This window comes from Campylobacter sp. LH-2024 (assembly GCF_048270605.1).
Lineage (GTDB): Bacteria > Campylobacterota > Campylobacteria > Campylobacterales > Campylobacteraceae > Campylobacter_D > Campylobacter_D molothri.
This window is the reverse complement of record NZ_CP168139.1, coordinates 386,194-412,948: the sequence shown is the minus strand read 5'-3', so window position 1 is coordinate 412,948 and position 26,755 is coordinate 386,194. Positions and strand designations below refer to the sequence as shown.

Here is a 26,755-nt window from a genome sequence, read left to right as displayed (position 1 = left end):
AAAAAAATATGTTAAAAAAATCAAAAATTTTTAACATATCTAGCTAATGTGTTAAAATTTTTCAAAAATTTTAACATTTACAATCTTCCTTCAAAGGCTTTTTTCAGTAGTGATTTTTTAAGTTCTTCATAGTCTTTGATTTGAGTTTTGTAATTTTCTTTCAAAGCCTTGATATTTAAAGAAAGCTCATCTAAATACGAAGCGATTTGCTCTTGCTCTTTTAGTGGTGGTATAGCTATAGGACATTTTTCTAAAACACTTAAATTTAGTTTTGCAGCGTGTGTTCCTCCGCCAACTTTATTATTATTAATCCATATTTCAATAAAATGAGAATTTAAAAAATAAACCAAATAATCACTAATTATTGATATTTTAGGTTTTAAAAGCCCCAAGCTAACAAATATACTAAATTCAAATTCCAAACAAACCTTTATAGCTTTACCCAAAGTTCCTATACGACAAACTAAAATATCCCCAAACTTCGGCTTGGCTCTTTTTATAAGTTTATTATGCTCTTCTAATGATATATATTTCACATCACTTAAATCAAAAAAGCCTTTAGAAATATTTTTCACAGATAAAAAAGGAATTCCGTTTTCTTTATATTGTGGAGTTTTATGAGTACCATCTGTAATATAGCAAATCTCGCCTAGGCTTTTCCATTCCCAACCCTGTGGGAGTTGATAATTTCCTTTAGCATTGTCTTTTAAAGGGTTAAAGGCTTTTTGCAACGCACTTTGCATCAATTCATCTAAATCGAGCAAATCTTGCTCTAAAATTTTTATGCTCTCATCGATCTTTGCAAAACTCTCATCTAAAATCCCCACTATCCTTTCTTGCTCTTTTAGTGGTGGCATAGGAACTTCAATTTGTTTTAATCTTGTAATTGCTAATTTTGGTTGAGCAACTATTTTTGTTGAATTTTCTACTTGTTTTTTAAATACACTAGATTTTGTAAAAAAATACATATATCTATTTGAAATATTATCGTTAGTGTATTCCAATCTTACAGCATTTTCTGTTAAAATAGCCCCATTTAATTCTTTGGGAATAATACCACTTTTTCCAATAGTTCCAGCAATGCTAATATATAAATTATTATCATAAATTTTATAATTTTTTAAAATATTATAAGTATTTTCATTGATAAATTTAACATTTTTAGGATTTATAGTTCCATTATCTTGAAAATCTGCAACCCTTATATATGCAAAAGAAGTATTATAATTTAATAATTTTTCATCCTTTGGGAGTCTTTTACCTCCTTTAATATTTGCAATTTGCTCAAGCTTTTTAACTTTCCAACCCTGTGGTAAATTTGTCATTAAATTTTCCATAGAGCTAAAGCTTGTTTAGCTAAAAAATTCTGATATTGATTAATGCTTTTCGTATCCCAAGTTTTAAAATTTTCTGCTACATATTGTGCTAATTTAAAATTAGATTTACTATATATATCAATCTTTTCTTTAAAATTTTTATTTTTTAGTTGTTGATTATATTTTGCTTCCAATAAAATATAATTTCCTAATTTATGAACTTTTTCATCATTTAAAGAAGATGGAAGTATATGCTCTATTGTTGCGATTTGTTCATCGCAAATACCTCCTGATAAATGTCTTTCAATACTGACAAGTAAAAATTTAACTATTTTTGCATTATTTCCAGAAGTTGCTTTTTTGGAGTATATAGAAAAAGATTTTTTAAAATCATTATCATCAATATCAATTAATTTTAATGCTTTTATAATTTCATTTGTATTTTTATATTTACCATAAAATATATTACAAGCAATTTTATTATAATTAGACTCTAGTTTATTGGTTCTAGTTTTTGAAATAGAATATCGAATGGACAATATAGCACAAACTTTTAAAATTTTTGTAAATTCTTGATCATCTGTAATTTTTTCTTTAGCAACTAGCAACAATGGTAAAGATGATTTAAATCTCAATAATTCTAAAATATCAATATAATATTTGGCATCTTGCTGCGAAAATTCATTCCAAGAATTATGATTTGAATTTTGCAAAGCAAGATATAAAGAAGATAAATTATGAAGTTTAGATATAAAACTAAAAGCTTCTTTCGAAGTTTTAATATTTTTCCTAACCTCCTTAAAAAGTCTATTTTTTGTAACTAAATCTGTTTGAAAATTTATAACACTTCTTAAAAAATCTGGTATTTTTTCTGTTGAAATTTTATCATTTATATCTTCCCATATTGAATTAGCTTGTTCCAAAGCTCCAAAATCATTTTTTAATAAACTTAAAAAATAATTTTTCAATAAATCTGCAGCTGTTAATTCAGCTCCTCTAGCATTTAAAGTTTGAAATAAAACATAAGCATCTAGCTCATTTTGGACTACAATCACAATAAATTTTAATTGTTCCCCTATCATTTCTACATATTCTGCAATTTTCTTTCCGTCTTCTTTTTGGAATTTTTCTTTAATTTTCTTTTGAAAAAAATCAAATGCTTTATGTAATAAAAGATTAGATTTATCTGCATCTGATAAGGTTGGTTTATCTGGAATATTTTGATTAATAATATAGGTAGTAAAAAAATTATTATTGGTTTTATTTAAAGTAAGTTTTGGAACTATTTTTAATGTTGTAGAGCTTTCATAACCTAAATATTTTTTATTAAAAATTTCTTTTCTTTTTTCATTATCTATTTTATCTTTATCTTTTTTTACTAAATCATCTATATAAACAATAACCGCGGCGATAAAAATACTTAATGTGCTCAATCTTTGCTGCCCATCAATAATATCTATATTTTTAACATCTTTAGTTTCTTGCAATACTATAGAACCCATAAAATGTGGATAATTTGATTTTTCCAAATCTTCAATATCGCTCCACAAATCTTCCCATTGATCTTCACTCCAAGAATAATTTCTTTGATATTTTGGAACACTATAAGTTCTATCTTTACTAAATAAATCATTTAAAGTTAAAGTCTCTGTATTTAAAAAACTATTGCCCATATTTTTCCTTTTTATTTTATAATTAAAAATATATTAATATTATATATTAATTAAATTTGTTATAAATAAATCTCCCTTTGCAAGTCATCAAAACTTTGCTTTAAATTTTCTAAACTTCCAAATTCATCGGCCAATTCTCTAACACTACCCAAAGAACTAAGCTCTATAAGCGGTTTTAAACCCTCATCAAAATCTTTTATGCCGTATTCTTGATACCGATTCAGTAAAAATTCTATAAACCTTATAGCCTTTTCTCTTTGAAAGCGTTTTAAGAATTCGCTATTTTCTACTTGCAAAACACGTTCTTGCCTTGTTTTGATCTCGCTATTAAAACTCAAATGCGCCAAAACATCATATATATCACAATCTTTCTTTTCAAAAATTTCACTCAAATCTTTTAAGACATCCTCATCCACTCCATCTTTTGCAAGAGCTTTTAAAAAATTCTCCCTATTGCTTTGGACGCTCCAAATTTCACGCAATTTTTTCTCATCATCATAATACTCACCCAATTTTCCTATCAAAAATTCCTTAGTGCGAAGTGGCTTACCCTCTAATCCCACATAACTTGTCACGATATCTAAAACTTTAAGTTTTGTACCTACAAGATGCACAATTACTCTTTTTTTCTCTTTGCTTTCTTCTTTTGTTTTCTTTATCTCTTTGGTGATTTTTCTTTCTTGCTCTTTTTCTTTGATTTCTTCTATTTTTTCACCATCCCATTTTGGATCGTAAAAAAGCTTAGTAGCGCCAACAAAATCAAGTATGGTAAAAAAGTCTTTACCTTCATACACTCTAGTTCCACGCCCGATAATTTGCTTAAATTCCATCATAGAACCTATATTTGCTAGTAAAACGATATTGCGGACATTTTTAGCATCCACGCCTGTTGTAAGCATTTTAGAACTCGTAAGTATGACAGGAAAGCTTTTATCATTGTCTTGAAACTGCTTTAGATAATCAATTCCTATTTTACCTTCATCGCTCGTTACCCTTACACAATAATCATCTTCTTTAACGTTTTTGTATTTATCTATAGCTCTTTTTACCTCACTTGCATGGGCTTGATTGACACAAAAAACGATAGTTTTATCCATAGGATTTATAAGCTCTAAAATTTTCTTAGCGATAAAATCATTATATCTTGGTAAAAATATATTTCTTTCAAATTCACTTTGTTTGTAAAAACCTTTTTCAAGATCCCCTTGTATCAAATCATTAGGATTATAAGTATAACCATCACTCAAGCTTGTTTTGATGAGTTTGACTTTATAAGGTGTTAAAAAGCCATCTTCAATACCACTTTTAAGACTATAATCATAAACACTTTCGCCAAAATATTCATAAGTATCTATATTTTCTTCTTTTTTTGGAGTAGCGGTTAAACCGATTTGAGTCGCGTAAGAAAAATACTCAAGCACCGCTCTCCAACTTCTCTCTTCATTGGCTCCGCCTCTATGACACTCATCTATAATGATAAGATCAAAAAAATCTTTTGGATATTGAAGATAAAATTTGCTCTCTTGTTGTTCTTCGGTATTTTCTTGTTCTTTTGAATTTGAAGCCAAACTTTGATAAATTCCAAAAAAGACATTTGCATTTGTTATGATTTTTCCACCATTTTTCTTTATCTCTTGAACACTAATTGCCTTACAATCACCCTCTATAGGATTAAATTCCCCTAAAGCTTGATCTCTTAAGGTGATCCTATCGCATAAAAATAATATTTTAGGTTTTTGATCTTTATTTTCTTTGTTCCATTTTGCTTCCAATAAACAATAACATAAAGCAAAAGCTATGGTTGTTTTTCCTGTACCCGTAGCAAGGGTGAGTAAAATTCTATCTTTATCATTTATAATTGCTTCTATGACTTTATCAACCGCTATTTTTTGATAATACCTCAACTCTTTTTCTGGCATATACATCGGTTTTTGTGTTAAAAGTTTGTATTGCCACTCTTTAAGATTGCCATGAATTCGATCAAAAAGCTCTTTTGGAGTTGGAAATTTATCTATGTATTCTCCACTAGAGCTTCTCATATCATATTCATAAATTTTTTCTCCATTAGTACTATACACAAAAAATATATTTAAATTTTTTGCATATTCTATACCTTGAGATAATCCATCTAAAGCATCTTTACTAAGTTTTTTAGCTTCGATTACGGCAAGATTTTTTCCTTCATATGTAAGCAAATAATCTACGAATTTTCTTTCGCCTCTTTTACCACCTAAAAGCTTTCTACCTGTTGTAAAATAATAATTTCTGCAAATATCGGCTTCACTCCAAGAACTACTATAAAGTTTAGTATCTATAAATTTTACTCTAGTATCATCTTCTGAAAGAAATTTCATCACAATCCCCAAAAGCTAAAAAATTATTCTAAAACTATACCTTCATTGATCACAATTTCACCGATGATAAAAGCATCACTTGCCTCTAAAACCTTACTTACATTTGATGGATCAACCACCATCACTAAACCAACACCCATATTAAAACTTCTATACATTTCACTTTCTTCAACCGCTTCGCCTATGGTATAGAAAATTTCAGGGGTTTTAAGATGATGTTTTCGGATAATCGCTCCCATTCCACGTGGTAAAACACGCGGTAAATTTTCAACCAAGCCCCCACCGGTAATATGCGCTAAAGCATTGATAAAAGGTTTTAAAGTAAGAAATTCACGCACATAAATTCTTGTAGGCTCCAATAAAACATCGATTAAATTTTTTCCTTCCACCTTATCATCAAACTTCATTTTTAAACTTTCAAAAAGCACTTTTCTAGCTAAAGAATAGCCATTAGAATGAAGTCCAGAACTTGGAAGTGCTAATAAAATATCGCCATTTTTTACAAATTTGCTTCGATCGATTTCATCTTCTTCAGCCATACCTACAGCAAAACCCGCAAGATCAAAATCATCTTTTGCATACATTCCAGGCATTTCAGCAGTTTCACCGCCAATTAAAGCACAATTTGCCAATTTACAACCCTTAGCGATCCCTTCAACAACGACTTTTGCGACATCCACTTCTAACTTAGCTGTAGCATAATAATCTAAAAAGAATAAAGGTGTAGCAAAATTACAAATAAGATCATTTACGCACATCGCAACCAAATCTTGCCCTATGGTGTCGTATTTTTTTGCATCTATAGCTAAACGAAGTTTAGTCCCAACTCCATCTGTAGCACTTAACATCACAGGCTTTTTAAAGCCACTTGGCATTCTAAAAGCACCTGAAAAAGATCCTATGCCGCCGATAACATTTTCATTAAAAGTTTCTTTTACAAGTGGCTTTATAGCTTCAACAAAAGCATTACCATTATCTATACTTACCCCGGCATCTTCGTATGAAATTTTCATTAATTTTCCTTTAAGAAATAAAAAGTTATTTTAACGAAAAAAGTTTTAATAAGGCATAAGATGAAGAATGCTTTTTTTGTAACCGCTTCAATTGCTTGCGGCAAAAGCACTTTTATACAAATTGCAAATTCTATGGGATTTCAAAGCATCAGCGCAGATGAAATCGCTCATGAAATTTTAGATCGATACTCTTTAGAGCTTGCACAAATATTTTTAAAATTCAATACAAAAAATCAAAAATTATTAAAAGAAAATAAAAAAATCGATAGAAAAGTTCTTGGCGATATCATCTTTAGCAATCAAGAGGCAAAAAAAATGTTAGAAGATTTTACTCACCCAAAAATCAGGACACGAATTTTAGAACAAATGCAAATTTTAGAAAAAGAAAATAAACCCTATTTCGTTGAAATTCCACTTTTTTTTGAAAGCAAAGCTTATGAGAATTTAGGCAAAGTCATCTTAATCTACTCTCCTAAAGAATTAAGCCTAGAAAGACTTATGAAAAGAGATAATTTAAATTTAAAAGCTGCCAAAAAAAGACTTTATACACAAATGGATATCGAAGAAAAGCTTAAAAAAGCGGATTTGATTATAAAAAATACTAGCTCTTATGCCGATTTTGAAAAAGAATGTATACTAACAATTAAAAAAATCTCCAAAGGAATAATTTGAAATTTTATAAATATTGTGCCAATGGCAATGATTTTATTATCGCAAATGCTGATAAAAAAGAAGATAGAAGTGAATTAGCCAAAGAAATTTGCGATCGCTATAAAGGCATAGGTGCAGATGGTTTTATCGTGATCTTGCCTCATGAAAAATATGATTTTGAATGGGAATTTTACAACAATGATGGCTCTTATGCGAGTATGTGTGGTAATGGCTCAAGAGCTGCAGCACATTTTGCACATCATATCAATAAAACACCATCAAAAATGACTTTTTTAACTGGAGCAGGTGTGATCAAGGCTGAAGTTGAAAATGATTTGGTAGAAATTTCATTTGGAAAAGTTAAAAACATAAAACAACCATTTGAAGAATTTGGAAAAACTTGGCAAATTTGCGATACTGGGGTGCCACATTTGGTACATTTTTGTAAAAATTTAGATGAATTTGATATCATGCTTTGTGAAAAAATGAGAAAAAAGTATAATGCAAATGTTAATTTTGCAAAAATCATGGATCAAAATTCCTTAAAGGTGCGAACCTTTGAACGCGGTGTCGAAAATGAAACTTTAGCTTGTGGAACAGGAATGGGAGCTTGTTTTTATCTTGCATTTTTAGAACAAAAAATTCAAAATAAGGCAAGTGTGATTCCAAAAAGTGGAGAAAAAGTTAATTTTAGATTAGATCATGAAGAATTGTTTTTTAAAGGAAAGGTAAGATACTGTTTTGAGGCGAATTATAATTTTTCTTAGTCTTTTTTTAAGTCAAATTTTTGCTACATCAAATTTGGTAGATGGTTTTGGAGAAGATTATTATAACTTAAGCATAGAAGAAAGAAGGCAAGTTTTTTTTGTTAAAATGAATGCAATGTTTGATGAAAGTTTTAAAGAAATTGCTAAGGAGCAAGACTTCATCAATGCATTTTTTAAATATGAATTTCAAAATGGATTTAGATTAGCTAATCAACAAGCCTTTGCCAAACTCTTAGAACTTAAAGAAAAATATCGTATACAAAATCTCTTTGATTATCATGAATATAAAAAAAGAATTGCTCCTGTTCCAAAATCTATGGGTATAGCACAAGCTTTAGTCGAAAGTTCAACTGGCACTAGCCGTTTTGCAAGAGAAGCTAATAATCTTTTTGGGGAATGGACTTGGGGAGATAAGGGTCTGATTCCTGATTTAAGACATCCTAATAAAAAACATAAAATTAAAATTTTTGATTCTTTACAAGATAGTGTTGATTCTTATGTTTTAAATTTAAATAGACATTTTGCTTATGCTAATTTTAGAGAAGCAAGATATCAAGATATGCAAGAAGGCAAACTTATAAAAGGCTTTGAAGCCATAAAAACCTTGCATGCTTATTCAGAACGTAAAGACTTTTATATCGATATCGTAACAAAAGTTATGAATAAATATCATCTTGAAAAATATGACAATCTTAATTCCAAGCCAAGTTTAGATTTATTTAAAAATTAAAAACCAAGTGCAAATTTATCAAAAGGTAAAATTTCAAATTTGACTCCTTGCTCCAAAAAACTTTCTTCACTTGAAAGCGTGATAAATATCACATTATAAATTCCTAATTCTAAAGCTTTAGAAACAATTTTTCTTGCACGAATTTTAATTAAATCAATATCCAAAGTTGGACTAGAAATATAAGCGATTTTTAATTTTTTACTAAAAAAATGAAAATATTTATTATAAAAAAAATCTTCTTGAAATTTAAATAGCTCATTTAAAATTACATTTTCAAATAAATGTGTAAAATCTTTATAAATGCAAAGATTATTTCTTAGACCAAAATCTCTAAAATAAATCTTTTGAAGTTTTTTTTCATCATGCATTATAGGATAAATAATATAGCTATTATCAAGTTCTTTTATAGCATGATAAACGCTATCTTTTGAAGTTTTTATTTTTGTTTTAAGCTCTAAAAATAACTTAGAAATGCTAATTTGCTGTCCTAAATTTTTAGCTAAATATTTTAGAATTTCAAGCTCTAAAAAATTAAAGTTTTGCCTTAAAAGCTCATTTTTTTGACTCAATTCACTGCGTCCAGTCTGCAAAAAAAGCCCTACTAGATGATTAATGGGTAAATTTTTTTTATTGATACTTATAAATTCTTCAAAATCAAAATAATCAAGCCAAAGTTCTTTAAAATCTTTAAAATGCAAATCCTTTTTATCTGTGCTTACTATAATAGGTATTTTTATATCTTGTAAATCTAAAATAAAATCAATATCATAAAGACAAAGAATTTTAATTTGATTATGATTTTGTAAAAAATTTCCAAGTTGTTTTAAGCTCTCTTTTTCAAAACGTATATCACTTAAATCTAAAAATAAAATTTCTTCAGGTTTAAATCGGGATAAAAAATTAAAAATTAAAGTTTTTTTACCTGATTTTTTAGGGCCTTTAAGAATAATATTGGTTTGTGAAATTTGCACTTTTCTTTCATAGTTCATTTCAAATTTAGGTGCATTTTCATAGAAAAAATTCAATACTTTCATTTTTTTCCTTTTAAAAAGGATATTATAATAATTCTTTCTTCATAAAAGTTTTAAAACTTTATAAATAACTAGGGATAAAGTTTTGGATGATGTAACCTTATTCGTAAATTTAACACTATCTTATTTCCTGTTTTAAAATGTAAAGCTTGAACAAAATTAAAACAAATGCCAATAAATTTGATCTTTAGCTAAATGATGCGTATAAAAATGATAAGAATTATATATTTTTGGAGCTTGAAAAGTATAAATTTTATAGCAAAGCCTAGACGTGCCATAAAAATTTGCGCCAAATATTCACTTAAAGAATGCCCTATTATGATTATTTTTTAAAATGAAATTTTGATTTGAGTTTTTTATAAAAATAACATAAAGATAAATATTGTGCTTTGGGAATTTTACGATTTAAAATTAAAAAATCACTCCAAATATTCCCAAAATCAAAAGAATTTAATTCTTAAATAGCTAAAGATTTTTTAGACGATAAATTAAAAGGTATTAAAATCATAAAGGGGTAAAAACCCCTTTTTAATTACATTTTGCAAGAGTTTTGTAAAGTAGAGCTAAGCATCCAAAGATTTTTTTCATATTTTGCAATATTTTCTTGTGCAAATGCAGCTGTAGTAGTATCTCCTGCTTTTTCTGAAGTATCATTTAATTTTTTAAACTCAGCTAAGAGATACTCATAATCTTGCTTGATTAATTCAATTACTTCAGTTGGTGTAAAGCAATCTTTATTTACTTTGGGACTTTTAGCATTTTCCATTAAAGCTTTTTGACAAGTAATTGCTTTCTCGCCAAGTTGTAAAACTCTTTCAGCACAATCATCAAAAAGTTCTGCCATTTCTTCGTATGCTTTTTCTGTGTATTCATGGATTGAAAAAAATTGCAAACCTTTTACATTCCAGTGATAATTATGGAATTTAATCCATAAATGATGAGCATCTGCTTGCATTTGTAATAATTGTTTAACAACTGACATTTTTAACTCCTTATTTTTATTTTTTTAAAATTATAACATAAAATTCTTAAATAATAATAATTATTAGTTAAAAATTTATATCATAAATTTATCTTAATAACTATTATACTCTTTTTAATTAAAAAATGGTTAAGATTTTAAAATATTTTTTAAAATCAACTTTCCCACCTCAACACCAGGTTGATTGTAAGTATTAATACCTAGCATTATGCCACAAGCTGAAGTAAAAAGTTCATAATAATACATCAAATAACCTGCATGCCAAGCATCAAGTTTTTCTATTTCTATAACATCTACGCTTAAATTCTCAGAAATTAAAGCATGCATTGTAGCATCACATTGCGCATTTAAAAGATCATGTAAATTGACTTTATTGCTTAAAGAATCTAAAAATTTAAAATGAATATCAGGAATTATAGGCGATTTTTCACTATCTTTTACTTTTAAAAAAGTGATGGTTTTATTCTTAGGACCATCCATGATTAATTGCAAAAAACTATGTTGATCTCTTGCGCCTATTAAAGCAATAGGAGTAAGACCTATACGCTTATAACCTTGTTTTTTTCCAAGACTCTCTGCAATCAATTGGATATACCATTCATTAAAACCTTTAAAAATATCATCATAAGAAAAAAGCACATTTATATTTGCATTTTTATGCGTACAATAATGATAAGCTTTTTGTAAAATTTCTTCTTTTTTATAAATAAAAAAATCATCAAAACAAGCCTTGGCACCTTCTAAAAGAGCTTTCACATCATAACCACAAAAACAAAGTGGCACTATGCCAACAGCTGAAAGAATACTAAAACGTCCGCCGACATTTGAAGGGATAAAAAAACTTTTAATGCCTAAATTTTCACCTTCTTGATGAAGTTTAGAATTTTCATCTGTAACAAAGATAAAATATTTTTTTAAATTAGAAAATTCGATCTTAAAATAATCAATAATTAATTTAAAAAGTGAAACAACTTCTATAGTACTGCCTGTTTTACTTGTAATTAAAAATAAACTTTCTTCCAAATTTAATTTTTCTAATATAGAAAATAAAGAATAAGTACTCGTATTATCAAGTATAAAAAGTTCTTTATCTTTACTTTTTTGATTTAAAAGCATATCTTTTAAAGCTTTAACCCCGCAACTTGATCCGCCCATTCCAATTAAAATAATATTTCTAATATGATCTTGCTTTTTAATAAATTCTAAACTTTCCTCGATAAGCGGTAAACTAGTATTAAAAAGATGATAATATCCTATTTCACCACTTTGAACTTCATCATTAATACGATATGCATAAGAGGTAATGGTAGAAACTTCTACCTTTTTAAAAAAAATTGAATTTTTTAACATTTACTCTTCTCATAAAAATAATTTGTCGCTTCGACAAAGCCTTCAACGCTACCGCAATCAAAACGTTTTCCTTCAAATTTATAAGCTAAAACCATACCATTGGTTGCTTGAGTTAAAAGCGCATCAGTGAGTTGAATTTCTCCATTTTTACCTGCTTGAGTATTTTCTAAAATTCCAAAAATATCTGGAGTTAAAATATATCTCCCAATAATAGCTAAATTGCTTGGAGCTTCATCAGGATCAGGCTTTTCTATCATAGAATTTACCATGATTAAATTCTCTTCTACTGTATTACCAGCTATGACTCCGTAATTGCAAACTTGTTCTCTTGGTACTTCCATAACAGCGATAATAGTACAACGATATTTTTCATAAATCTTAACCATTTGTGCCATCACATTTAAACCATTTTCATTTACACATAAATCATCAGCCAAAATAACTCCAAAAGCTTCATCCCCTGCTAAAGGCTTACCTTTAAGCACAGCGTCTCCTAAACCACGCATTTCATTTTGGCGTGTAAAAGTAAAAGTACATTGATCAATCAAAGATCTAATATCTTTAAGTAAATATTCTTTTTTTGTTCCAGAAATTTGATGTTCTAATTCATAAGAAATATCAAAATAATCTTCTAAAGCTCTTTTACCTCTTCCTGTAACAAAACCCATATTATCCATTCCAGCTTCTAAAGCCTCATCAACTCCATAATGGATTAAAGGTTTAGTGAGTATAGGCAACATTTCCTTGGGTAAACTTTTTGTAGCAGGTAAAAATCTAGTCCCATAACCAGCCGCAGGAAAAATACAAGTTTGAAGCATAACAATCCTTTTTATTTTAAATTAAAATCAACAATGATTTTCTATTAAATATTTTTTAAATTAAAATTGAATTCCAATCTTAAAAAGCGATTTTACAAAAATTATGTTAATCTAAAAAATAAATAGCATCTTGATTAAATGTTAAAATAATTTCATCATATAAATTTAAATCACTCTTGCTAAATTGATCTTGACTTAAGGCAAATTCTAAAATTTTATCTTGAATTTTAATACGCACAAAAACAAAATCTTTTCTAGTTCTCAAAGCTATAATTAAACATTGATAAATTATAAAATCAAAATCATGGTTTAAATTATTTTTTTCTTTTATAAAAAAAATCTTATAGGGATTTATTGCTATTTTACTTGAATTTTTTTTCATATAAGAACTAAAATCTATCAAACGATCAAAATAAATTCCTTTATTTTCAAGATCAAAAACATTAGTATTTTCAAATTCTAAAATTTCACCAGAATGTAAATAATATCTTTTTTGTGCTAAAGAATCTAAAAAAACTTTATCATGGCTTGCAATTAAAAAACCACTTTTATAAGTTTTTTGCATAAATAAAATTGCTTTTTTGAATAAAATAGCTGTTTTTTGATCTAAAAAAGCACTAGGCTCATCTAATAAATAATACTTCGCACGAACACTTAAAGCTAAAGCAAAAGCAAGTTTTTGACTTTGTCCTGAGGAAAGCTCATTAGGGTGTTTTTTAAGCAAGTTTTTATCAATCTCAAGTAAATTAAAAGTTTCATCAATACGATTTTTTATTTCTTTTAAGTCAATTTTATAAGTTTTTAAAAGAAATAAAAAGTTTTTTTCAATACTACGATTAAGGAATACAGGCTCTGGAAAAAGAAGATAAATTTGACGCTTTTCATCTGAATTTAAATATGTCTTTCCAAAATAAGAAATATTTTCAAAATCTCCCTCAAGAAATTTAAGAATTCTTAAAAGCGTGGATTTACCACTTCCATTTAAACCCATTAAAATGCTGATTTTATTAGTATCTAAAACTAATTTTTTAATATTTAAAATATTTTTTTGATCATAATTAAAATTAAAATTATTAAGTTCTATCACTCAACGCCTTTTTAATTTATAAATAATACAGTTTAAAATAAAAGCAATTGAGATTAAAACCAAAGCAAGGGCAATGCCGCTAGCAAATTCGCCTTTATTAGTTTCTAAAGAAATTGCTGTTGTAATTGTTCTTGTGTCGTATTTGATATTTCCACCTACTATCATAGCTACACCAACTTCAGCCACAATACGCCCATAAACTAAAGCTATAACACTAATAAGAGAAAACCTTAACTCATGGATGATAATCATGATAAGTTTTATAGAATTTAAATGAAACGATTTAATAAGCAATAATTGTTTTTTACTAATGCTTTCAACCAAATTGGCAAAAAGAGCTATTGCTATAGGTAAAGCCAGTATAAATTGGCCTAAAATTAAAGCTTTTATAGTAAAAAGTAGGCCAAATTCACCAAAGGGACCACGATTTGAAATCAAAGCATATAAAATCAATCCCACAGCTACCGTTGGAAAAGAAAGACTGGTATCCACTATAAGTCTTAAAAAACGTTTTAATTTAAAATTAAAAAATCCCAAAACAAAACCCAAAGGAAAGCCAACCAATAAAGCCAAAACAATAGATACACTAGAACTTAACATAGTTGTTTTTATAGCCGAAATTACACTATCATCAGCATTTAACAACAATAATAAAGCTTGTTTAAAACCATCAAAAATATATTCCAAAACGCAACCCAAAAAATAAATTAAGAAATTTTAGCATAATTTATGTTAAAATATTTCTACATTGATTTTTAAAAATTCTTAAAGGAAAAAAATGAAAAAAACGATATTTTTAGGATTGTTTTTGGCTTTAAATATTCAAGCAGCAGAATTAAGGATGGCAACTACAACAAGTACCGATAATACTGGTTTACTTGATGCTTTAGAGCCTCTTTATAAGCAAGAAACTGGCAATACCTTAAAATGGGTTGCTGTTGGCACAGGAGCAGCTTTAAAAATGGGTGAAGATTGTAATGCAGATGTACTTTTTGTTCATTCTCCAGAAGCTGAAAAGAAATTTATAAAAAAAGGATTTGGCATTGATAGAACTCCTGTAATGTATAATGATTTTATCATTATTGCAGATAAATCTTTAGCGCCAAAATTTAAAGGTAAAAATTTAGAAGAAAGCCTAAAGCTTATAAGAGATGAAAAATTAACTTTTATTTCAAGAGGGGACAAATCAGGTACTGATAATAAAGAAAAAAGCTTATGGAAAAGTATAGGCAAAGTTCCAGAAAAAGAAAGCTGGTATCAACAAAGCGGACAAGGAATGCTTGCAAGTATTAAAATCGCTGAAGAGAAAAAAGGAGTGATTTTAACCGATCGTGGCACTTATATCAAGTATGAATTTAATGAAAAAGGAAAACCAAATTTAGTTATTGTCAATGAAGGTGATGATAGATTGAAAAATTTTTATTCTGTGATTGCAGTAAATCCAAAACATTGTAAAAATGTTAATTACACTCAAGCAAAAAAATTTATCAATTGGCTTACAAGTGATGATACTTTAAGTTTTATTGGCGGATTTAAATTGCTTTATAAACCTCTATTTATAGTAGATGCTAAAACAAGAAAAGAATAAACTAAGCAAGGAAATCCTTGCTTAAGTAAAAAGTTAACAAATTTTCAAACTATAAAAATAAAATATTTCTATAAAAATTTAACCAAACCTTACAAAACCAAAAATCTCAACAAAAACAATCTTTTTGTTTCAATAAATTAAACAAATTTTACTTATGCAAATATTTGCTAAAAATTCAAAGAATAATTATGATTGATATTGCAAAATTTAAATTTTGATATTTTAAATTTTGCAAACTTTTTTTAAAAATAATCAGTTTTAATATCTTAGTCTTTATTAAAAACTCTTTTTAAATGTACTTCATAATCACTTAAGTATTTTTCAACTTGTGGATTTTTTATAACATCATTGCATATAAAAGTTTCTAAAGCCTTCATACCTAAAAATTCATGAGCCTTATGCAAGTGCCAATACACCATATCCACGCCCTTACCTTCGAAAAATTCATTTTTATCATCAAAAGCTTCAATAGGTGCATTCCAAGTTAGGCTAAACATATATTTTTTATCTTTAGCTAAACCACCTTTTCCATAATTTTTTGCAGGATTTTCATGACTTCTTCCATCATTGGCATAAAGTTTGCCATGCCCTGCGGTAAAAACCTCATCGATGTATTTTTTTACAATCCAAGGTTCACCCATCCACCAAGCTGGCATTTGATAAATAATCACATCAGATTTTAAAAATTTTTCCAATTCCTCTTGTGCATTATAACCCTGATCAATATGCGTTTGTAAAATTTCAAATCCTAAATCATTTAAAATTTTAGCAGCATGATTGTGCAAAGTAAGATTAAGTTTTCCTTTTGAATGCCCAAATTCCTTTGCTCCATTAAGTAATAATATCGTCTTCATATTCACTCCTTTTAATTAATTTTTATGCTAAAATTATATTTTAACTATAAACAATAGTCAATGCAAAAAATAAAGTCTTATCCTAGAAACTATGTATGAATGAGATAAAAATCACAAAAAAGGATAAACCATGATAGAACTTATTGGCGATATTAATTTGCAAAATTATATGGGAGAATGGCTTGAAATCGCCAGAAAGCCAAATTTTTTTCAAAAAACTTGTCAAAACTCAAAGGCTAAATACACATTAAAATACAAAGGCGAAACTCCTTATATAGAAATAGAAAATTTTTGCCAAAAAGAAAATGAAATTTCAAGCATCAAAGGTAAAGCAAAGCTAAATGCTAATCGCAAATTAGCTGTGAGTTTTAACTTCTTTATGAATCTTTTTAATAAAACCAATTATGAAATTATTTTCATTGATACAAAATACAAAGTGGCTATTGTTGGAAGTCCTAATAAAAAATATCTATGGATTTTAGCAAGAGAAAAATTAGATGAAAAAACTTTGCAAGAACTTTTAAAAATAGCCAAAGAAAGAAATTTTGATATCAGCGATCTGATTTTTGATCGCTGATTATTCTTTTGTCATATCGATTACATAACGAAATTTTGCTTTTCCAGAAGTTAAATTTTCATAAGCTTTATCGATTTCTTGTGGAGTGATTAGCTCGGTTTCTGGATAAATTTTATTTTTAAGTGAAAAATCAAGCATTTCTTGAGTTTCAGCTATTCCACCTATTAAGGATCCATAAACTCTTTTACCTGCCTTATGAATTAAATCATTAATTTTAATTCCTATTTTATACTCAACAGGTGGAAGACCCACTATAGCCATTTCTCCTCCAAATTTAATTAAGTCAAGATAAACCGAAGGATCATAAGGTGTTGGAATAGTTGAAATGATTAAGTCAAAACGCTCTTTAACCACATCTTTATCCGTGCTTGTATAAAATGAACTTACACCCATTGCCAAAGCATCATTTTTTTTATTTTCATTTCTTGCAAAAACACTCACTTTTGCACCCATTTTAATAGCGTATTTTACCGCCATCATTCCAAGTCCACCAAAACCTGCTATACCAACAAAAGATCCTTCTTTAATTTTAGAAAATTTCAAAGGAGAGTAAGTCGTAATACCTGCACAAAGCAAAGGAGCAACCTTTTCAAGAGGAGCATCTTTGGGAACGCAAACTGCAAATTTTTCACTCACAACTATATTATTAGAATAACCGCCATAGGTAATTTCATTATTATGAAAAATATCTTTACTATTATAGGTATAAATTGTTTTTCCATTTTCACAAAATTGTTCTTGAGAGCGCTTACAAGCTTCACATTCTCCACAAGAATTTATCATGCAACCTACACCTGCATAATCACCTACCTTAAATTTATTCACATTTTTACCAACTGCGATAACTTCTCCAGCGATCTCATGACCAGGAACACAAGGATAAACAGTTGCACCCCACTCACCTTTTGCAGTATGTACATCACTATGACAAATTCCTGCGTATAAAATTTTGATCAAAATATCATTATCGTCTATAGCATGACGCGTAAATTCAAACGGAGTAAATTTTGTATCTTTACCAAGCATTGCATAGCCTTTACTACAAATTCTTCCATTATCTAAAATTTTGTAATCAATCATTATTCGTCTCCTTTTTAAAAGATTAATTATTTTTATTCTATCAAAAAAATATCAAATGATAAATAACGAAAAATAAGTAAAATTTTTAATAATTTTTGATAAAATATTTCATATTATTTTAAAAATTACAAGGAGAAAACTTTTGGCAAAAGATGATGTAATAGAAATAGACGGAACAGTGCTCGAAGCATTACCTAATGCAAATTTTAAAGTAGAATTAGACAATAAACATGTTATTCTTTGTCATATTGCAGGAAAAATGCGTATGCATTATATAAGAATCATGCCTGGTGACAAAGTTAAAGTAGAACTCACACCTTATAGCCTTGATAAAGGACGTATTACTTTTAGATATAAATAAGCTAATTAAAAGTTTTTTTTCGATAAAATTACCATTTTTGCGACATTTCGTATCGAACTATGAAAGAAGTATTTTTAAAATTCACCACTTATTTTAAAAATAGTTGGTTATTCATAAAACCTGATGCAGTCGTAAATCAAGTGGAATTTACTTAATCAAGGAGACGCTCATGAAAGTGAGACCATCTGTTAAAAAGATGTGCGACAAGTGCAAAGTAGTTCGCCGTAAAGGCGTAGTTCGCATTATTTGCGAAAATCCAAAACATAAACAAAGACAAGGATAAACATGGCTCGTATTGCAGGTGTTGATTTACCAAAGAAAAAAAGAATTGAGTATGGACTAACTTACATTTATGGTATAGGGCTTTTTACATCAAGAAAAATTCTTGATAAAACTGGAATTTCTTACGATAAAAGAGTTCATGAACTTAGCGAAGATGAAGCAGCGGCAATTAGAAAAGAAATCCAAGAAAACTATATGGTTGAAGGGGATCTTAGAAAACAAGTTGCTATGGATATCAAAGCTCTTATGGATTTGGGAAGTTTTAGAGGTTTAAGACACAGAAAAGGTTTACCTGTTCGTGGTCAAAAAACAAAAACAAATGCTAGAACTCGCAAGGGTAAAAGAAAAACCGTTGGTGCAAAATCATAAGGATAAAAAATGGCTAAAAGAAAAATTGTAAAGAAAAAAGTAGTTAAAAAAAATATAGCAAAAGGTATTGTATATATTAGTGCAACTTTTAACAATACTATGGTAACAGTAACTGATGAAATGGGAAATGCAATTGCTTGGAGTAGTGCAGGTGGTTTAGGATTTAAAGGTTCTAAAAAATCAACCCCTTATGCAGCACAACAAGCAGTAGAGGATGCTTTAAATAAAGCAAAAGAACACGGAATTAAAGAAGTGGGCATAAAAGTTCAAGGACCTGGAAGCGGTAGAGAAACTGCTGTAAAAAGTGTAGGCGCTATGGAAGGAATCAAAGTTACTTTCTTAAAGGATATCACTCCATTAGCTCACAATGGTTGTAGACCGCCTAAGCGTCGTCGTGTCTAAGATATAAGAAAAATTTAGGAGATTATTATGGCAAGATATAGAGGACCAGTAGAAAAATTAGAAAGACGCTTTGGTGTTAGCTTGGCATTAAAAGGAGAAAGAAGATTAGCAGGAAAAAGTGCATTAGATAAACGCCCTTATGCACCAGGACAACACGGAGCAAGAAAAGGTAAAATTAGCGAATATGGACTTCAATTAAGAGAAAAACAAAAAGCTAAATTTATGTATGGAGTTAGCGAAAAGCAATTTAGAAGACTTTTTGCAGAGGCAGCTAGAAAAGATGGAAATACAGGGGTTTTACTTATCCAGCTTTTAGAGCAAAGATTAGACAATGTAGTTTATAGAATGGGTTTTGCAACTACTCGTCGTTTTGCAAGACAACTCGTAACTCATGGACACATTTTAGTTAATGGTAAAAGAGTTGATATTCCAAGCTTTAGAGTAGAAGCAGGTGCTAAAATCGAAATTATAGAAAAAAGCAAAAATAATCCTCAAATTACAAGAGCAATAGAGCTTACAGCACAAACCGGTATAGTAGCTTGGGTTGATGTAGAAAAAGATAAGAGATTTGGAATTTTTACAAGAAAACCTGAAAGAGAAGAAGTTGTCATTCCGGTAGAGGAAAGATTTATCGTTGAGCTTTACTCTAAATAATAGGGGCTAAATATGAGAAAAATTACAACATCCGCTTATACGCCAACAGAATTTACAATAGAAAATATTAGCGATACTGTGGCTAAAATTAGCGCTTGGCCTTTTGAAATTGGCTACGGGATTACCCTAGCCCATCCTTTACGTCGCTTGCTTTATACAAGCACTGTAGGTTATGCTCCAACCGCGATTCATATCGATGGAATATCACACGAGTTTGATAGTATGCGTGGTATGTTTGAGGACATTGCGCTTTTTATTCTTAATTTAAAAAAATTACGTTTTAAGATTAAAAATGATTCTGATAAAGAAATCGTAGAATTTAGTTTCAAAGGCCCTAAAGAAATTTATGGCAAAGATTTAAACAATGATCAAGTTGAAGTGGTAAATGCTGATGCATATTTAGCAACTATCAATGAAGATGCAGATCTTAAATTTACTTTGATTATAGAAAAGGGTATTGGCTATGTTCCAAGCGAAGAAATCAAAGAATTTTTAAATGATCCTAAATTTATCGCATTGGATGCTTTCTTTACACCTGTAAGAGAAGCGACTTATGATATTGAAAAAGTTCTATTTGAAGATAATCCTGATTATGAAAAAGTAGTTTTAACTATAACTACAGATGGACAAATTACTCCAAATGAAGCTTTTCAAAATGCTTTAGAAGCTATGTATAAACAATTATCAGTATTTGATAAAATCACTAATGTTAGAAGCATTATTAAAAATCAAGCAACTAGCAATGAGTTAGAAAATACTAAATTATTGCAAAATATTACTGACTTAAATTTAAGTGCAAGAAGCTATAATTGCCTTGAAAAAGCAGGAGTTGTTTATATAGGTGAACTTGCTTTAATGAGTGTAAATGAACTTGCAGGACTTAAAAATTTAGGTAAAAAATCACTTGATGAAATCAAAAATATCATGGAAAGTATAGGTTTCCCTGTAGGAACTTCTAAACTAAGTGATAACAGAGATATATTAAGCAAAAAAATCACTGAATTAAAAGCACAAAATGAAGGATAAAAAATGAGACATAAACACGGATATAGAAAACTTGGCAGAACTTCATCTCATCGTGCTGCTTTGTTAAAAAATTTAACGATAGCTTTAGTTAATAGTGGCAAAATAGAAACAACTTTACCAAAAGCTAAAGAATTAAGAGGATATGTAGAAAGACTTATCACAAGAGCAAGATTGGGCGATTTTAATGCACATAGAGCTGTTTTTGCTTCATTGCAAGATAAAAATGCTACTAATAAATTAGTAACAGAAATTGCTCCAAAATTTAAAGAAAGAAATGGTGGCTATACTAGAATTATCAAAACAAGAATTCGTCGTGGTGATGCTGCTGAAATGGCTTTTATTGAATTTGTAGCTTAATAAAATCCTAGCTTCTTAGCTAGGATTTACTTCTTATCTTAAAACAATAATCTAAAAAATTTTATCATAAAAATCCCAAGCCAAGCTTGAGAATTTATCTTAATGTAAAGCTTCGTTGAGTTTGACTGCTTTTTTATTTAAAGCAACGATCATTACTCCAGTTGTAGAGTCTTGACGGAAATGGAGTCCATTTAAGCCTTGAAGTTCTAAACCTTTGTATATTTCTTTATCAAAAGTGAAATTTGGATTAAGCTTTGCGAGTTCTTGCGCATCTTTTAATAAAAATTTAGTTCCCTCTAGTACTGCAATTCCTGCATCAACGATACAATTATCACCCAAAGGAACACCTGTAACAGAATTAGCACCTAAAAGACAAGCTTTACCTATGCTAATAGCATTTCCACTTGTGCCGCTTAATACTCCTAAAATAGAAGCTCCTCCGCCTATATCAGATCCTTCTCCTACAACTACACTTGAGCTTATACGACCCTCTACCATGCAAGCTCCTGTTGTTCCAGCATTAAAATTCACATAAGAAGCACCTGGCATAATCGTTGTTCCAGCTGCTAAAGAAGCACCCATTCTCACTTTTGAACTTTCTAAAATTCTTGTGTTATCTTCAGGTATGATATGTGCTAAAAATCTTGGAAATTTATCGACAAAATCAATTTTTGGATATTGATTAGTCATTTTTAAACGCATTTCATTTTCTCTTAAATAATCAAGCTCTATAGGCTTATCATCACTCCAAGCAACATTACTTAAAAGTCCAAAAGCACCATTTAAATTGATACTCCTTAAAGGTACTTTTTTTGTGGAAAGTAAATAAAGCTTAAGATAAACACTTTCAACACTCAAAGGCTCTTTATCTTCAAAAAGACATACAAAGGCAAATTCATCATCTTTAAATTTTTCTTTAATTAATTTTAATAAGTCAATATTTTTATGCCCTTCTTCCTCTAAAAAAGGTTTAAAACAAGACAAAGCAAATTCAATATCTTCCATTTTTAAAACTTGAGTGAATTCACTCGCATTAAAATCAATCTCGATTCCTCTTTGCATAAAAGATTCAAGCATAACTGCAGCTGAGCTAAAATTCTGCTCATAATTTATCAAAGCAAAACTTGCTTGTAAGATTTTATTTTTATTAATTTGCCCTCTATCAAGTCTTGCTATACCAAAAGCTTTAGGTTGTTTATATCCACTTTTTTGTTCTATTTGTTTGATTAAAAGTAAAAAATCTTCTTTGGTATTTACCGACATTTTCTTCCTTTTTGTTATTTGTTTTATAATTTTAGACAAATGATTATATCAAATAAAACTTGAAATCTTATTTTAAATTAAAAGCTAAAAATTTTTACAAATAATAATTAAATAATAAATATTTTAAGCTTATGCTAAAATCTTATAAATAGCAATACTAAAAAATAATATTAATTTTTTAGTATTTTTTATTAGATTGAAAATTTTTGAAACCATAATATAAAATGCTATTTTTATACTTTTCATGAATTTTTTAAAATAACCATTTTATAAATTTATACCTTACTCTAATTTTTCAATATGAAATTACTAACTTTTTTAGAAAAAAGATTGAAAAACCACTTGAAAAGACAAAAAAATTAAAAAGACAAGTTTTCCCATAAAAATAATATCAATAATTTCAATAAATCCTTTTTTAAAACAAATCCTTACAAAACTTTTAGACGATTTGTCTAATACTAGCATAAAAAGAAAATGGAATATATTTAAAACAATAACGATATTCCTTACTTGATTAACAAACAAAGTAAGTCTCAGGCAAAGCAGAGAATTTTTATTAAGTAACCTTTAAAAGATTAAAAAAGATTTTTCTAAATCAAAAAATACTAAAAACGCTTAGTGTTTAATGTTTTCAGATAGTATAAAAAATGTAAAAATTTCATCAAAAAAAGATTATCAAGAATTCTTAAAAGTTAGAAGTTCTATTTCTAAAAATAATCAAAATTTAGATGATACCATTAAAAAGAATTTGGAGGCAAATTTAATCTCTTTAAGTCTCTTTAATGGCAAAAAACAAAATATTTTTAGTTTAGAAAAGAAAATACAAAGCTTAGATAATGCAATTTATTTGCTTAAAAAATCAAATTCTGAAGTATGGGAATACGAAAACTACCTTAAAACTTTAGAAAGCAATAAGGACTTCTTAAAAGATAATATTTCCTTGAGATTTAAAAATTTAAAATTAGAACTTTCAAATAAAAACACTAAAAAGATTAATCCTTTTTTGATTAAAGAGTATCAGAAAGGTTGTGAAATTTTAAATATCAAAGATGATTTAAATATAATCAATAAAAATAATAATTCTAGTTATTTTGGTAAGGTTAATAATAAGCAAAATGAAAATTTAAATGATTTAAACAATAAAAGTTATGATTAATGCGGATTATCCGCATTAATTAAGGTATTTACTATCTTTTGTTTCAACAGGGTCGCAATTTATAGAATTGTTTTTTTCTTTATAGCAGTCAATACCGATTATCTTGTATTTATTTTCATTGGTCTTAATTAAAAAATATTTACTATAATCAGAAAGTGGCTTTTCTTGACTTTCTCTTGTATAAAATTGGATAAGTGAATTTCTAATTTTAGAATCAACATGACTTAAGTTTTTAATTGAAGTGTAATCATAAATTTCACAATTTGGATATTTACTTTTGATTTTTTCAATTGCTGGATTAAAAAAAGGAGAGTTGTCCTTGTTTTCTGCTTTTGTTAAGCTATCGCCACCGCACCCCGCTAAAAAACTGATTAGCCCTAAGGCTAAAATTCCTTTTAAAATTGTTTTCATTTTTTTCCTTTCTTAAAATGTTTTAAATTATAGCTTTTTAAGATTAAAAAAATGTTTATTATTTGTTTCATTATTTATTTATATTTTAATAATTTCTTACCACTTTTTATCGCTTTTAAATTCTCCATTAAGATCTTTAAAAGCTCAACAACATCATTGACATAAAAATTCTAAGTCATCTACATCTATTTTTGATTTATATACATTTTTTATCTTTTTGTTTAAAAATTTAATCATTTTTAAATGTAAATGATATATAGTAGCTTTGCCTACTATGGCGTGGCAATATAATATCACCAAAATTTTCATGATGAATCGCATCAGGTAAAGTCTGTGCCTCTAATGCAATGCCTTCATTTTTATTTGCCAAAGTGCCTTTATCTCGGCTAAATGAAATATTTTGTCCTTCGATCTTTTCAGGCGTATAAACAACAAGTCCATTACGATCAGAATGCACGATAATTTGACGCTTGCTTTCTTTATCTTTTAAAATGGCAGCCAAATTTGTTTTAAGCACATAAGCTGTATCTAGTCCTTTAATTTCTTTAAGCGCGGATTCTATATTTTTAAAATGACGAAAATCATAAGGTGTATTATCAACAGCGATAAATTTTCCAGTAGGGATTAAATACTCATCAGTTTCTAAAATATGATTGCTATTGATTTGTAATTCATGCGTTGTCAAATCGCGACGATTGCTCAAATTAAAATAAACATGGCAGGTTGGATTAAACAAGGTATCTTCTTCGCCAGCTATCGCACTATATGCAATGCTTACTTTATTTTGATTATCCAAGGTATAAACAATACTAGCTTGTATCTCTCCAAAAAAGCCATCTATACTTTCATCGATCTTTTTTTGAAAAGTCACACTCGCCCTATTTTCATCAACCGAAGTTGAATATTTCCAATTCCAAGTTGAAAAGCCGTGTGGCCCACCATGAAGAGTATTACCATGATCATTTTGTGGCAATTTATAATGTTTATAAGATGCGTTTTTGATCCTTCCAGCAACCCTGCCGATTGATTTGCAAATATTTTGAGGATTTGAGTAATAATCGTTAATGTTATCAAAACTCAATAATAAATTTTGATGCTCTTTATCCTTAGTGGGAACTAAAAACTGATGCCAAATTGCCCCCATACTAAGGCAAGAAATTTCTATATTATTGTCATTGATCAAACGAATTCTCGTTACTTTTTCATCATTATATTCACCAAATGCTTCTTGCAATATCTTCATTTTTGCACTCCAAAAAAATCTTAATATAAGTTTGACACTAATTCCATAAATACTTTATAAGAAGTAATAAAAATTTAAAAGCGATTAAAAAAATAAGAAGTAAAAATAATATTTAGGGATAAACCCTAAATAATTAATGAGAGCAAGCACTTTTTCCATTCATAATAGGTTGTATTGCGGAATTATCCGCACCGCCTTCATTATTAATCTTTTCTATAAAATTCCAAATTTTTTCAGCAGCCATTAAATAGCGTTTTGAACTTACACTTCCAGGATGGTAAAAACTTACTGGTTTGCCCTCATCTCCACCTTCTCTAACGATCATTTCAATAGGAATTTGTGCTAGAACTTCGCTTTTGTAAGCTTTCGCCATTTCTTCAGTGGTTCCTTTGCCGAAAATATCATATTCTTTACCATTATCAGGACATAAAAATCCGCTCATGTTTTCTACAATACCTGCTATTGGAATATGAAGTTTATTAAACATATCAAGCGCTCTTTTACTATCATCTAAAGAAACAGTTTGTGGAGTACTTACACAAATACCTGCAGTGATTGGAATACTTTGTGCAGAAGTGATTTGCGCATCGCCAGTTCCTGGAGGCATATCTAAAAATAAAACATCAAGTTCAGGCCAAATCACATCAGCAAGCAATTGTTCCATAGCTTTCATAATCATCGCACCGCGCCACATAAGCCCTTGCCCTTCTTCGATCAAAACTCCCATACTCATCATATAAATTCCATGAGTTAAAATAGGTTTTAGTCTTTGTCCAACTACTTCAGGTTGAGTTTTGGTTTCTCCAAGCATTCTTGGGATATTTGGTCCATAAATATCCGCATCTAAAATTCCTACTTTTTTACCCATTTTTGCCATAGAAATAGCTAAATTTACAGTTGTAGTTGATTTACCCACACCACCTTTACCACTTGAAATCATGATGAAATTTTTTACCTGAGGAATGATATTTTTACCACTTCTTGAATTGCTTTTTTCTTCAGGAATTTTTGGTGTAATAATATTAATTTCTATATTTTTTAAATTTAAAGCTGATAGAACTTCATTAATATTTTTGCGAATTTCATTAGAAACTTCAGGATTTGATGAAGCAATTTCTATATTAATTAAAGCTTCATTGTTTTCTACTTTTACGTCTTTAACAAAATTAAAGCTAACTATATCTTTTTCAAAGCCAGGATATTTAACACTTTTAAGTTTTTCTAAAATTTGCTCTTTCATAATTCTAATCTTTCCTTAAAAAATTAAAAAATTAATTTTACTAATAAAAATCTAAAATTTAGCTTTTTGTAAGTGTATAATATGGTAACATTATATATGTAAGATAAAATTATAAATTTT

29 protein-coding genes are annotated in these 26,755 nt (G+C 28.5%); 13 read left to right on the top strand and 16 right to left on the bottom strand.

Annotated features, from left to right (window positions below):
* Window positions 1–77: 77 nt before the first annotated feature.
* Genes ACD570_RS02240 through purM form a run of 4 tightly spaced genes read right to left on the bottom strand, consistent with a single transcriptional unit; the run spans window position 78 to window position 6,356 of the window.
* A complete protein-coding gene (locus ACD570_RS02240; protein ID WP_337207059.1) occupies window positions 78–1,325 on the bottom strand; it encodes a restriction endonuclease subunit S in 1,248 nt (415 codons plus the stop codon).
* The gene (locus tag ACD570_RS02235) at window positions 1,325–2,989 is read right to left on the bottom strand and encodes a DUF262 domain-containing HNH endonuclease family protein (RefSeq protein ID WP_337207058.1); all 1,665 of its coding nucleotides are present in this window, start codon (window positions 2,987–2,989) and stop codon (window positions 1,325–1,327) included. Before ACD570_RS02235 ends, ACD570_RS02240 begins: the two co-directional genes overlap by 1 nt.
* A 59-nt stretch (window positions 2,990–3,048) precedes the next feature.
* The gene (gene hsdR / locus ACD570_RS02230) at window positions 3,049–5,343 is read right to left on the bottom strand and encodes an EcoAI/FtnUII family type I restriction enzme subunit R (RefSeq protein ID WP_417904349.1); all 2,295 of its coding nucleotides are present in this window, start codon (window positions 5,341–5,343) and stop codon (window positions 3,049–3,051) included.
* Between the two features lie 23 nt (window positions 5,344–5,366).
* Window positions 5,367–6,356, bottom strand: coding sequence for a phosphoribosylformylglycinamidine cyclo-ligase (purM, locus tag ACD570_RS02225; RefSeq protein WP_200281252.1), 990 nt, complete (start codon window positions 6,354–6,356; stop codon window positions 5,367–5,369).
* A 60-nt stretch (window positions 6,357–6,416) separates the two neighbouring features.
* On the opposite strand from purM, the gene coaE reads away from it, so the two are divergent.
* Genes coaE through ACD570_RS02210 form a run of 3 tightly spaced genes read left to right on the top strand, consistent with a single transcriptional unit; the run spans window position 6,417 to window position 8,504 of the window.
* Window positions 6,417–7,028, top strand: a complete 612-nt coding sequence (coaE, locus tag ACD570_RS02220; RefSeq protein WP_200281250.1) for a dephospho-CoA kinase — start codon at window positions 6,417–6,419, stop codon at window positions 7,026–7,028.
* A complete protein-coding gene (gene dapF, locus ACD570_RS02215; RefSeq protein WP_337198400.1) occupies window positions 7,025–7,774 on the top strand; it encodes a diaminopimelate epimerase in 750 nt (249 codons plus the stop codon). Before coaE ends, dapF begins: the two co-directional genes overlap by 4 nt.
* A complete protein-coding gene (locus ACD570_RS02210) occupies window positions 7,749–8,504 on the top strand; it encodes a glucosaminidase domain-containing protein (RefSeq protein WP_337207054.1) in 756 nt (251 codons plus the stop codon). Before dapF ends, ACD570_RS02210 begins: the two co-directional genes overlap by 26 nt.
* On the opposite strand, the gene ACD570_RS02205 is transcribed toward ACD570_RS02210, so the two are convergent.
* From ACD570_RS02205 to tupB, 6 genes are all read right to left on the bottom strand, one after another.
* Window positions 8,501–9,538: an ATP-binding protein gene (locus ACD570_RS02205; RefSeq protein WP_239820120.1), complete on the bottom strand. Its 1,038-nt coding sequence runs from the start codon at window positions 9,536–9,538 to the stop codon at window positions 8,501–8,503. The two genes, ACD570_RS02210 and ACD570_RS02205, sit on opposite strands and share 4 nt — an antisense overlap.
* Before the next feature lie 529 nt (window positions 9,539–10,067).
* Complete coding sequence (locus ACD570_RS02200) at window positions 10,068–10,517, bottom strand: Dps family protein (RefSeq protein WP_337199072.1); 450 nt, start codon at window positions 10,515–10,517, stop codon at window positions 10,068–10,070.
* Between the two features lie 129 nt (window positions 10,518–10,646).
* Complete coding sequence (locus tag ACD570_RS02195) at window positions 10,647–11,867, bottom strand: glucose-6-phosphate isomerase (protein WP_200281239.1); 1,221 nt, start codon at window positions 11,865–11,867, stop codon at window positions 10,647–10,649.
* A complete protein-coding gene (gene galU / locus ACD570_RS02190) occupies window positions 11,861–12,685 on the bottom strand; it encodes a UTP--glucose-1-phosphate uridylyltransferase GalU (protein ID WP_200281236.1) in 825 nt (274 codons plus the stop codon). The genes ACD570_RS02195 and galU overlap by 7 nt, the downstream gene beginning before the upstream one ends.
* A gap of 106 nt (window positions 12,686–12,791) precedes the next feature.
* Entirely contained in the window at window positions 12,792–13,772 is a 981-nt protein-coding gene (gene tupC, locus ACD570_RS02185) for a tungstate ABC transporter ATP-binding protein TupC (RefSeq protein ID WP_337207051.1), read from the bottom strand.
* Window positions 13,773–14,459: a tungstate ABC transporter permease TupB gene (gene tupB, locus ACD570_RS02180; protein ID WP_200281230.1), complete on the bottom strand. Its 687-nt coding sequence runs from the start codon at window positions 14,457–14,459 to the stop codon at window positions 13,773–13,775. It abuts the gene before it with no gap.
* A 91-nt stretch (window positions 14,460–14,550) separates the two neighbouring features.
* On the opposite strand from tupB, the gene tupA reads away from it, so the two are divergent.
* Complete coding sequence (gene tupA, locus ACD570_RS02175) at window positions 14,551–15,360, top strand: tungstate ABC transporter substrate-binding protein TupA (RefSeq protein WP_200281228.1); 810 nt, start codon at window positions 14,551–14,553, stop codon at window positions 15,358–15,360.
* A gap of 266 nt (window positions 15,361–15,626) precedes the next feature.
* Here tupA and ACD570_RS02170 read toward each other — a convergent pair whose 3' ends face one another.
* A complete protein-coding gene (locus ACD570_RS02170) occupies window positions 15,627–16,214 on the bottom strand; it encodes an NAD(P)H-dependent oxidoreductase (RefSeq protein WP_200281225.1) in 588 nt (195 codons plus the stop codon).
* A 130-nt stretch (window positions 16,215–16,344) separates the two neighbouring features.
* Here ACD570_RS02170 and ACD570_RS02165 point away from each other — a divergent pair, with 130 nt between their 5' ends.
* Entirely contained in the window at window positions 16,345–16,791 is a 447-nt protein-coding gene (locus ACD570_RS02165) for a lipocalin family protein (protein ID WP_200281222.1), read from the top strand.
* On the opposite strand, the gene ACD570_RS02160 is transcribed toward ACD570_RS02165, so the two are convergent.
* Window positions 16,792–17,868 carry an NAD(P)-dependent alcohol dehydrogenase gene (locus ACD570_RS02160; protein WP_337202189.1) on the bottom strand — a complete coding sequence of 359 codons (1,077 nt, stop codon included), beginning with the start codon at window positions 17,866–17,868 and terminating at the stop codon, window positions 16,792–16,794. It lies immediately after the preceding gene.
* Window positions 17,869–18,013: 145 nt separating this feature from the next.
* Between ACD570_RS02160 and infA the strand changes: the two genes are divergently transcribed.
* The 7 genes from infA (at window position 18,014) to rplQ (ending at window position 21,322) form a co-directional block, all read left to right on the top strand.
* Entirely contained in the window at window positions 18,014–18,232 is a 219-nt protein-coding gene (infA, locus tag ACD570_RS02155; RefSeq protein ID WP_002781436.1) for a translation initiation factor IF-1, read from the top strand.
* Window positions 18,233–18,401: 169 nt separating this feature from the next.
* Window positions 18,402–18,515: a 50S ribosomal protein L36 gene (gene rpmJ, locus ACD570_RS02150; protein ID WP_002781429.1), complete on the top strand. Its 114-nt coding sequence runs from the start codon at window positions 18,402–18,404 to the stop codon at window positions 18,513–18,515.
* A 2-nt stretch (window positions 18,516–18,517) separates the two neighbouring features.
* Window positions 18,518–18,883 (top strand): 30S ribosomal protein S13, encoded by a 366-nt coding sequence (gene rpsM / locus ACD570_RS02145; protein WP_002779545.1) that lies wholly within the window; start codon window positions 18,518–18,520, stop codon window positions 18,881–18,883.
* 9 nt (window positions 18,884–18,892) lie between these two features.
* Window positions 18,893–19,285 carry a 30S ribosomal protein S11 gene (gene rpsK, locus ACD570_RS02140; protein ID WP_002779544.1) on the top strand — a complete coding sequence of 131 codons (393 nt, stop codon included), beginning with the start codon at window positions 18,893–18,895 and terminating at the stop codon, window positions 19,283–19,285.
* A 27-nt stretch (window positions 19,286–19,312) separates the two neighbouring features.
* Window positions 19,313–19,939 carry a 30S ribosomal protein S4 gene (gene rpsD / locus ACD570_RS02135; RefSeq protein ID WP_137620237.1) on the top strand — a complete coding sequence of 209 codons (627 nt, stop codon included), beginning with the start codon at window positions 19,313–19,315 and terminating at the stop codon, window positions 19,937–19,939.
* Window positions 19,940–19,951: 12 nt separating this feature from the next.
* Window positions 19,952–20,965, top strand: coding sequence for a DNA-directed RNA polymerase subunit alpha (locus ACD570_RS02130; protein WP_200281219.1), 1,014 nt, complete (start codon window positions 19,952–19,954; stop codon window positions 20,963–20,965).
* A gap of 3 nt (window positions 20,966–20,968) precedes the next feature.
* The gene (rplQ, locus tag ACD570_RS02125) at window positions 20,969–21,322 is read left to right on the top strand and encodes a 50S ribosomal protein L17 (RefSeq protein ID WP_134237776.1); all 354 of its coding nucleotides are present in this window, start codon (window positions 20,969–20,971) and stop codon (window positions 21,320–21,322) included.
* 99 nt (window positions 21,323–21,421) lie between these two features.
* Here rplQ and ACD570_RS02120 read toward each other — a convergent pair whose 3' ends face one another.
* Entirely contained in the window at window positions 21,422–22,585 is a 1,164-nt protein-coding gene (locus ACD570_RS02120) for a tetrahydrodipicolinate N-succinyltransferase N-terminal domain-containing protein (protein WP_200281215.1), read from the bottom strand.
* A 625-nt stretch (window positions 22,586–23,210) separates the two neighbouring features.
* Here ACD570_RS02120 and ACD570_RS02115 point away from each other — a divergent pair.
* On the top strand, window positions 23,211–23,741 hold the full coding sequence (locus ACD570_RS02115) for a hypothetical protein (RefSeq protein ID WP_417904348.1): 531 nt from the start codon (window positions 23,211–23,213) through the stop codon (window positions 23,739–23,741).
* Between the two features lie 15 nt (window positions 23,742–23,756).
* Here ACD570_RS02115 and ACD570_RS02110 read toward each other — a convergent pair whose 3' ends face one another.
* The 3 genes from ACD570_RS02110 to ACD570_RS02100 form a co-directional block, all read right to left on the bottom strand.
* Window positions 23,757–24,152 (bottom strand): hypothetical protein, encoded by a 396-nt coding sequence (locus ACD570_RS02110; protein ID WP_417904347.1) that lies wholly within the window; start codon window positions 24,150–24,152, stop codon window positions 23,757–23,759.
* Window positions 24,153–24,381: 229 nt separating this feature from the next.
* Window positions 24,382–25,395, bottom strand: a complete 1,014-nt coding sequence (locus tag ACD570_RS02105) for an aldose epimerase family protein (RefSeq protein WP_337198408.1) — start codon at window positions 25,393–25,395, stop codon at window positions 24,382–24,384.
* Window positions 25,396–25,528: 133 nt separating this feature from the next.
* Window positions 25,529–26,635 carry a P-loop NTPase gene (locus ACD570_RS02100; protein ID WP_417904346.1) on the bottom strand — a complete coding sequence of 369 codons (1,107 nt, stop codon included), beginning with the start codon at window positions 26,633–26,635 and terminating at the stop codon, window positions 25,529–25,531.
* Between the last annotated feature and the right edge of the window lie 120 nt (window positions 26,636–26,755).

What these genes read in the sequence shown, in the direction of transcription:
- hsdR (WP_417904349.1), bottom strand. Translation starts at nt 5,343, where the DNA reads ATGAAATTTCTTTCAGAAGATGATACTAGAGTAAAATTTATAGATACT.
- galU (WP_200281236.1), bottom strand. Translation starts at nt 12,685, where the DNA reads ATGCTTCAAACTTGTATTTTTCCTGCGGCTGGTTATGGGACTAGATTT.
- ACD570_RS02110 (WP_417904347.1), bottom strand. Translation starts at nt 24,152, where the DNA reads ATGAAAACAATTTTAAAAGGAATTTTAGCCTTAGGGCTAATCAGTTTT.
- rpsK (WP_002779544.1), top strand. Translation starts at nt 18,893, where the DNA reads ATGGCTAAAAGAAAAATTGTAAAGAAAAAAGTAGTTAAAAAAAATATA.
- ACD570_RS02120 (WP_200281215.1), bottom strand. Translation starts at nt 22,585, where the DNA reads ATGTCGGTAAATACCAAAGAAGATTTTTTACTTTTAATCAAACAAATA.
- ACD570_RS02235 (WP_337207058.1), bottom strand. Translation starts at nt 2,989, where the DNA reads ATGGGCAATAGTTTTTTAAATACAGAGACTTTAACTTTAAATGATTTA.
- rpsD (WP_137620237.1), top strand. Translation starts at nt 19,313, where the DNA reads ATGGCAAGATATAGAGGACCAGTAGAAAAATTAGAAAGACGCTTTGGT.
- ACD570_RS02165 (WP_200281222.1), top strand. Translation starts at nt 16,345, where the DNA reads ATGATAGAACTTATTGGCGATATTAATTTGCAAAATTATATGGGAGAA.
- ACD570_RS02115 (WP_417904348.1), top strand. Translation starts at nt 23,211, where the DNA reads ATGTTTTCAGATAGTATAAAAAATGTAAAAATTTCATCAAAAAAAGAT.
- rpsM (WP_002779545.1), top strand. Translation starts at nt 18,518, where the DNA reads ATGGCTCGTATTGCAGGTGTTGATTTACCAAAGAAAAAAAGAATTGAG.
- ACD570_RS02105 (WP_337198408.1), bottom strand. Translation starts at nt 25,395, where the DNA reads ATGAAGATATTGCAAGAAGCATTTGGTGAATATAATGATGAAAAAGTA.
- rpmJ (WP_002781429.1), top strand. Translation starts at nt 18,402, where the DNA reads ATGAAAGTGAGACCATCTGTTAAAAAGATGTGCGACAAGTGCAAAGTA.
- purM (WP_200281252.1), bottom strand. Translation starts at nt 6,356, where the DNA reads ATGAAAATTTCATACGAAGATGCCGGGGTAAGTATAGATAATGGTAAT.
- ACD570_RS02170 (WP_200281225.1), bottom strand. Translation starts at nt 16,214, where the DNA reads ATGAAGACGATATTATTACTTAATGGAGCAAAGGAATTTGGGCATTCA.
- tupA (WP_200281228.1), top strand. Translation starts at nt 14,551, where the DNA reads ATGAAAAAAACGATATTTTTAGGATTGTTTTTGGCTTTAAATATTCAA.
- coaE (WP_200281250.1), top strand. Translation starts at nt 6,417, where the DNA reads ATGAAGAATGCTTTTTTTGTAACCGCTTCAATTGCTTGCGGCAAAAGC.
- ACD570_RS02205 (WP_239820120.1), bottom strand. Translation starts at nt 9,538, where the DNA reads ATGAAAGTATTGAATTTTTTCTATGAAAATGCACCTAAATTTGAAATG.
- rplQ (WP_134237776.1), top strand. Translation starts at nt 20,969, where the DNA reads ATGAGACATAAACACGGATATAGAAAACTTGGCAGAACTTCATCTCAT.
- ACD570_RS02100 (WP_417904346.1), bottom strand. Translation starts at nt 26,635, where the DNA reads ATGAAAGAGCAAATTTTAGAAAAACTTAAAAGTGTTAAATATCCTGGC.
- ACD570_RS02200 (WP_337199072.1), bottom strand. Translation starts at nt 10,517, where the DNA reads ATGTCAGTTGTTAAACAATTATTACAAATGCAAGCAGATGCTCATCAT.
- ACD570_RS02130 (WP_200281219.1), top strand. Translation starts at nt 19,952, where the DNA reads ATGAGAAAAATTACAACATCCGCTTATACGCCAACAGAATTTACAATA.
- ACD570_RS02195 (WP_200281239.1), bottom strand. Translation starts at nt 11,867, where the DNA reads ATGTTAAAAAATTCAATTTTTTTTAAAAAGGTAGAAGTTTCTACCATT.
- ACD570_RS02240 (WP_337207059.1), bottom strand. Translation starts at nt 1,325, where the DNA reads ATGACAAATTTACCACAGGGTTGGAAAGTTAAAAAGCTTGAGCAAATT.